Genomic DNA, 5,886 nt, shown 5'->3' with positions numbered 1-5,886 from the left:
GCCATGGCGCGCACGACAGCGGGCAGGCTACGCTGCGGCGGATGCCAGCCGTCGTCTACCGTTTCGCCGATTATCGACTCGACCCCGCCGCGCGCGAACTGCAGCGCAACGGCGAACTCGTGGCGCTGCCGCCGCGCGCGTTCGACTGCATGGCCTATCTCGTCGAGCGCCGCGAGCGCGCCGTCGGCCGCGACGAACTCATCGCCGCGGTCTGGGGCAAGGTCGACGTATCCGACACGCTGCTCGCGCAGACCATCCTGCGCGTGCGCCGCGCGGTCGGCGACACCGGCAACGAACAGAATGTCGTACGCACCGTGCCGCGGTTCGGCTATCGCTGGGTACTGCCGACCGAGGCCGCGACGGTCGTCCAAGACGGGATGCCGGCGGCCGCAACCGAAGCACCTGCGCCTGCACGGCCGGCGCAGGCCGAACCCGATCTCGCGACGTCGCCGCCTGCCGCTGCACGACCCGACGCATCGCCGCGCCGGCGCGCGTCCTGGATCTGGCTGCTGCTCGCGGCCGCCTTGGCGCTGCTCGTGGCGCAGTTCGCACGCACGCCGTCGCGGACGCCGCCGGACACGACGGCACCGGCTGGCCGGTCCGCCGGCGCCGGTGCCGCAATCGTGCTGCCGGTCGAGGTCGACGAAGGCGCGGAGTGGTCGTGGATACGGCTCGGCGGCATGGATTTTCTCGCCTCGCAATTGCGCGCCGCCGGCCACGCGACGCTGCCGAGCGACACGACGCTGGTGCTGCTGTCGCGCAATGCCGCAGTCCGCTCGCCGGCCGCGGATCTCAAGACCGCGCGCGACAGCGGCGCGCGCCTCGTGCTCGCTCCGCGCGCGCAGCGCGAAGGCGACGGCTGGCGCGTGCGCATCGCGGCCACCGCCGCCGACGGCACTCGTCGCGACGTCGAAGGCACGGCCGGCACCGTGCTCGATGCGGGCCGGCTGGCAATGTCGGCATTGATCGGCGCGAACGCCGCGACGCCGATCGCGAGCGGCGCGCGCGCCGAACATCTGCAGCGCGCCGAAGCCGCCTTGCTCGGCGACGATCTGGATCTCGCGCGGCGCGAACTCGACGCGGTCGGCGCGAACGCCGACGACGCCGAAATCGTCTACCGCCGCTCGCAGATCGATTTCCGCGCCGGCGACTACGAGGCGCTCGACGGCCGCCTGCTGCCGCTGCTCGAAACCCTCGATGCCCAACACGACGCCGCGCTGCGCGGCCAGGTGCTCAACGGCCTCGGCTCGGTCGCGATCCGGCGCAACCGGATGCAGGCGGCCGAACGCTATTTCACCGAAGCGGTCGCGCTGCTGCGCCCCGGCAGCGAAGTCCGCGCGCGCGGACAGGCCTATACCGGCCTCGCGATCACGCAGGCCGCGCAGCAGCGTTTCGACGACGCGCTCGCAACCTTCGCCGACGCGCGCGTGGAGCTCGAGAACGCCGGCGACGCGCTGGCCGTCGCGCGCATCGACGCGAACCTCGGCATCCTCGACATCGAACGCGGACGCTATGCCGAAGCCGTCGCCGGACTGCGCCGCGCCGCCGCGCAGTTCGCCGCGTTCGGCGCGATCAACGAACAACTGACCACGCTGATCGGCCTCGCCCGCGCGCAGCTCGAAATGCTCGATCTGGCCGGCGCCGTGCAGACTACGGACACGTTCTGGAGTCTCGCCTCGCGCAGCGCGAGTCCGCGGCTGCGCCATCAGCTCGCGATCGTGCGCGCCGACGTGCTGGCCCAGTGCGGCCGCGTGCAGGAGGCGCGCAGCCTGATCGCGGGGCTGCGCCGCGAGCTGGAACTGCCGGTCGAGAACGACACCGCCGGCCGCGCCGACGCGCTGCTCGCACGGCTCGCGCTCGCCGACGGCGACGCGGAGCAGGCACTGCGGCTCGCGCAGGCCGGCCGCGAAACGCTGCCCGAGGAACAATTCGCGCGCGAGCACGCGCAGCTCTGGCTCGTGCGCCTGCGCGCGCTGCGCGCGCTCGAACGCGACGGCGAAGCCGAAGCCCTGCTGCCGCAGTTCGCGCACTGGGCCGAGCGTGCCGGTCATCCGTCGGCGACGCTCTACGCCGGGCTCGCGACCGCCGAGGTCGACTGGAGCCGCAGCCGCCGCGACGCCGCGCGGCGCCGCTACACCGAACTCATGAACCAGGCCGAGCGCAGCGGCATCGTCATTGACCTCGCGCTGGTCGCGCAGAGTTACGGCGGCGCGCTGCTCGACAGCGGCGACGCACGCGCCGCCGCACCGGTCATTGCGCGCGTGTCGCGCTGGGCCGACGCCGACTTCGGCTGCGCGATGCTGCAGGTCTGGGGCTACTGGTCCCAAGGCGACCTCGACGCGTGGCAGCGCGCGCTGCAGAAAGCCCGCGGTCTTGCCGGCGAGCGTCCGATCGCGCCGGTCCTGACCCGCCCGCCGCAGCCGGCGCAGATCCGCTGAAATCCCCGAAGCGTGACCGCGTTCACGCGATGCGGCTGTCGTCGCGCCGAAAATTTCGCAGGAAATTCAACGCAGTGATGGAAAAGTAAGGGAACACGAAACGTCTCCGCATGGAGCGCGAAAGCAGCGGCGGAACTGGCGCCAATACTCGGACGGTCCGCCGGGCTTCCAGCCTCCCCGCCGCCCCCCTCGCCGGGCGCCCGGCGGACGTTTCCTCCCGCGACTTCGAGGGTTTCATCCATGCGCGTTTGCATTCTTGCGGGCCTGATCGGCCTGGTCGTCTCCGGCACCGTGTCCGCCGGCAGCTTCACTTCCGTAGCCATGCCGGGCAGCCAGCTCGTCGGCCTTTCCGAACACGGCCGCATCGCGACGGGCAGCATCCAGGGTTCCGACGCGTCGTTCCGCTGGAACCGCGACCGCGGCGCCGCGCTGATCGACGGCTACGCCGGCATGCAGGGCATGAACAGCTGGGGCCAGCCGATGGCCGGCCAGGCGCTCGACGCGAACCAGAACTGGGTCGCCGCGATCGCCTACAGCAACGCGCAGTTCTTCGATCCGATCCTCGTCGGCGCGCTGCCCGGTGCGCAGGCGCTCGACGGCATGGCCAGTGCCGGCTACGACGCCGCCGACGACGGCACGGTCGTCGGACTCTCCTACAACGCCGACGGCAACGCCGTCGCGTTCCGCTGGAATGCGGCGACCGGCATCGCCGAGCTGCCGCGCCTCGACGTCGACAGCTATGCGCGCGCCAACGCGATCAGCCGCGACGGTCATGTCGTCATCGGCTGGAACGACACCGACGTCGGCTATCGCCGCGCGGTGAAGTGGGTCGACGGCGTCGTCAGCGAACTGCTCGACGCGCAGAACCTGCAGGTCGGCGAAGCGCTCGGCGTGAACCGCGACGGCAGCGTCATCGTCGGCACCGGCGCCGGCGCCGACGGCAAGGAGGCCTGGCGCTGGACCGCGGCGACCGGCCTGCAGCCCATCGGCATCATCAAAAGCGGCAGCTTCTTCGATCGCGCCTATGCATTCGGCGTCAGCGACGACGGCAACCTCGTCGGCGGCGCGAGCGGTTTCGGCTTCCAGCGCGAAGCCGTCGTCTGGACGCCTTCGACCGGCATGGTCAGGCTGACCGACTTCCTCGCCGCACGCGGCATCGCCGTGCCGCAGGGCTGGCTGCTCAATTCCGTGACCGCGGTGTCCGGCGACGGCCGCGTGCTCGGCGGCTGGGGCCTCGATCCGAACAACGCGATCAACTCATTCGTGATCGAACTCGATGCCGTGCCCGAGCAGGACGCGATCGTGCAAGCGCACGGCATCGTCGTCTTCAACGACCTCGCCGCAGGCCCGTTTGCGGGCGTGCCCGAACAGACCCCGGTCACGCTGTCCATGCGCGCGACGCCCGACGGCTTCGAGATCGAACCGGGCCAGCACGTGGCCTACCCGATCGATTTCTCACGCACGACGCTGCATGCCGGCAAAGCGAGCGACACGCTCGCCGACGTCAAGAACGGACTGCTGCGCATCTCCAACGACTACCCGCGCTCCGACGGCATCCACGTCTTCGAAACGCCGATGTCGACGCCGCAGACCACCATGGAGTTCGAGCTGTTCAACCCCGGCGGCGACCTGTTCGACTCGTCCGACCTCAACAACATCAACCGCACCTTCGGCCCCGAGCATTTCGAGAAGGCCGCCTGGATGGTGTTCCAGGGCGACCACGCCATGGTGATCCAGCTGCAGTCCGTCGTCATCGAAGACGAATGCGCGATCTTCTGCGGGCGATTCGAGGCGCCGTGACGCCTCGGCGCTGGGCTTCGCTGCACTCAGCCCAATCTGCGCGTCGATCCGCAGATCGGGTTGAGCCGCAGCCGAAGCCCCGCGGCGCCTTGCTCAACGCCGTGTCACATCCTCGAAGCCCGTCTGGAATACCAGGTCCGTCGCATAGAACGGACCGGTGACCTCGTACGTGATGCCGCCGGTCGACTGACCCGTCGTGCCGCGCTGCGAGCTGAAGTACAGGCGCGTGCCGTCCGGGCTGAACGCCGGTCCGGCGACTTCGGACGAATCCTGGCCGACGATCTGCAGCAGCGGCAGCACCTGGCCTTCGGGCGCGAGCATGACGATCTGCAGATTGCCGCCGTCTTCGGCGACGTAGACGAAGCCCTTCGAATCGACGATGACGTTGTCGACGCCGGTCAGTTCCGGCGAGGTGAACCAGGCGTCGTCGTAGAAGATCTCGATCATCGCCGTGCGCGTGTCGTAGCAGTACACGCGGTTGTCGCCCTTGGTCGTGAAGAACACACGACCATTGTGGAAATGGATGCCTTCTCCGCCGCGGAACGCCGTGCTCTGCGCGACCTGCAGGCGCGTCGCCGTGTCGCCCGCGCCGAGATTCGGATTCGGATTCGGCACGGCATGCCAGGTCACGCTGCGCGGCACGGTCTCGTCGGCGCCGACGGCCTCGGCGACATCGAGCTGCCCGGCGCTGAAGTCCGGCCACGCGGTCGGCGTGAAGCGGTAGAAGCGGCCGTTGCTCTGGTCCTCGGTCAGATACACGCAGCGCGCGGCCGGGTCGACCGCAATCGCTTCGTGCTTGAACGTGCCGAGCGCGGCGCGCTTGACCGCGGGCTGCACGCCGAGCGGATCGCATTCCCAGGAATGGCCGCTGTCGGTTTCCTCGCAGGAAATCCACGTGCCCCAGGGCGTCGCGCCGCCGGCGCAGTTGCTGCTCGTACCGGTCAGGATCGAGTACGCGTCGACGACCTCGCCGTTCGCATTGAAGCGCAGCGCACCGCAACCGCCCTGCCCCGAGCCGACTTCGGCATTGCTGACATAGACCCAACCGCCGTCGCTCGTCGTGTAGGTCGCGCCGCCGTCGGGCGAGCGGTGCCACAGATAGCTGCCGCCGGACACCGGCGCCTGTCCGGTGCGTGCGACCACGCGCGAGGTGAAGCCTGCCGGCAGACGGATGCCGTTGCCGTCCGGCGGCAGCAGTCCGCCGCGCAGCGCGTCGATCAGCTTCGGATTCAGGCGCCGCAGGCGGTCCCAGCCGTGCACCGAGCGCGTCGCCTCGTTGACGTTCGCGAACGCGTTCGGCCCGACCGCCAGCATTCCCGCCGCCGCCATCGCGCGCACGAGAAATCCGCGGCGATCCATCTTCGCATCGAGAGCCATCCCGATCTCCATTCAAAAGGGACCGGAAGGCTGAGCGGCGTCGATGAAACGGCGGTGGCGTGCAGATTAAGGTCGCGTGAAACGTCAGAGTGCGGAGTAGAGAGGGAGTGAGAAAACAGCGGCGGGCGGCGCGCTTCACTTCAGATTCTCACTCCTCCGCACTCTCCACTTGTTCACCCCACGCTGCAACGCAGCTTGACGCTTGCATGACAAGGCGCAAGGCTACGCCCACGCCCCGCCCGCCGCGGCGGCGTACCCGCCATGACCGCCC

Annotated in this window: 3 protein-coding genes; 2 read left to right on the top strand and 1 reads right to left on the bottom strand. The window is 70.0% G+C overall.

All coding sequences use genetic code 11. The annotated features are described in order from the left end of the window. Both VLF18_RS12330 and VLF18_RS12325 read left to right on the top strand, forming a co-directional pair. Positions 1–2,438 (top strand): winged helix-turn-helix domain-containing protein (locus VLF18_RS12330; RefSeq protein ID WP_325279925.1); only part of this gene is annotated, 2,438 nt, incomplete at its 5' end. 240 nt (positions 2,439–2,678) lie between these two features. After that, a complete protein-coding gene (locus tag VLF18_RS12325) occupies positions 2,679–4,238 on the top strand; it encodes a hypothetical protein (RefSeq protein WP_325279924.1) in 1,560 nt (519 codons plus the stop codon). Between the two features lie 93 nt (positions 4,239–4,331). Here the strand turns inward: VLF18_RS12325 and VLF18_RS12320 are convergent, their stop codons facing one another. Then, positions 4,332–5,615 carry an alkaline phosphatase PhoX gene (locus tag VLF18_RS12320; RefSeq protein WP_325279923.1) on the bottom strand — a complete coding sequence of 428 codons (1,284 nt, stop codon included), beginning with the start codon at positions 5,613–5,615 and terminating at the stop codon, positions 4,332–4,334. Positions 5,616–5,886 lie beyond the last annotated feature (271 nt).

Origin of the sequence: Tahibacter sp., assembly GCF_035481375.1 — a bacterium.
Taxonomy (GTDB): Bacteria; Pseudomonadota; Gammaproteobacteria; order Xanthomonadales; family Rhodanobacteraceae; genus Tahibacter.
The sequence above is the reverse complement of the archived record's forward strand: the minus strand, read 5'-3'. Positions and strand labels throughout refer to the sequence as shown.

What these genes read in the sequence shown, in the direction of transcription:
- VLF18_RS12325 (WP_325279924.1), top strand. Translation starts at nt 2,679, where the DNA reads ATGCGCGTTTGCATTCTTGCGGGCCTGATCGGCCTGGTCGTCTCCGGC.
- VLF18_RS12320 (WP_325279923.1), bottom strand. Translation starts at nt 5,615, where the DNA reads ATGGCTCTCGATGCGAAGATGGATCGCCGCGGATTTCTCGTGCGCGCG.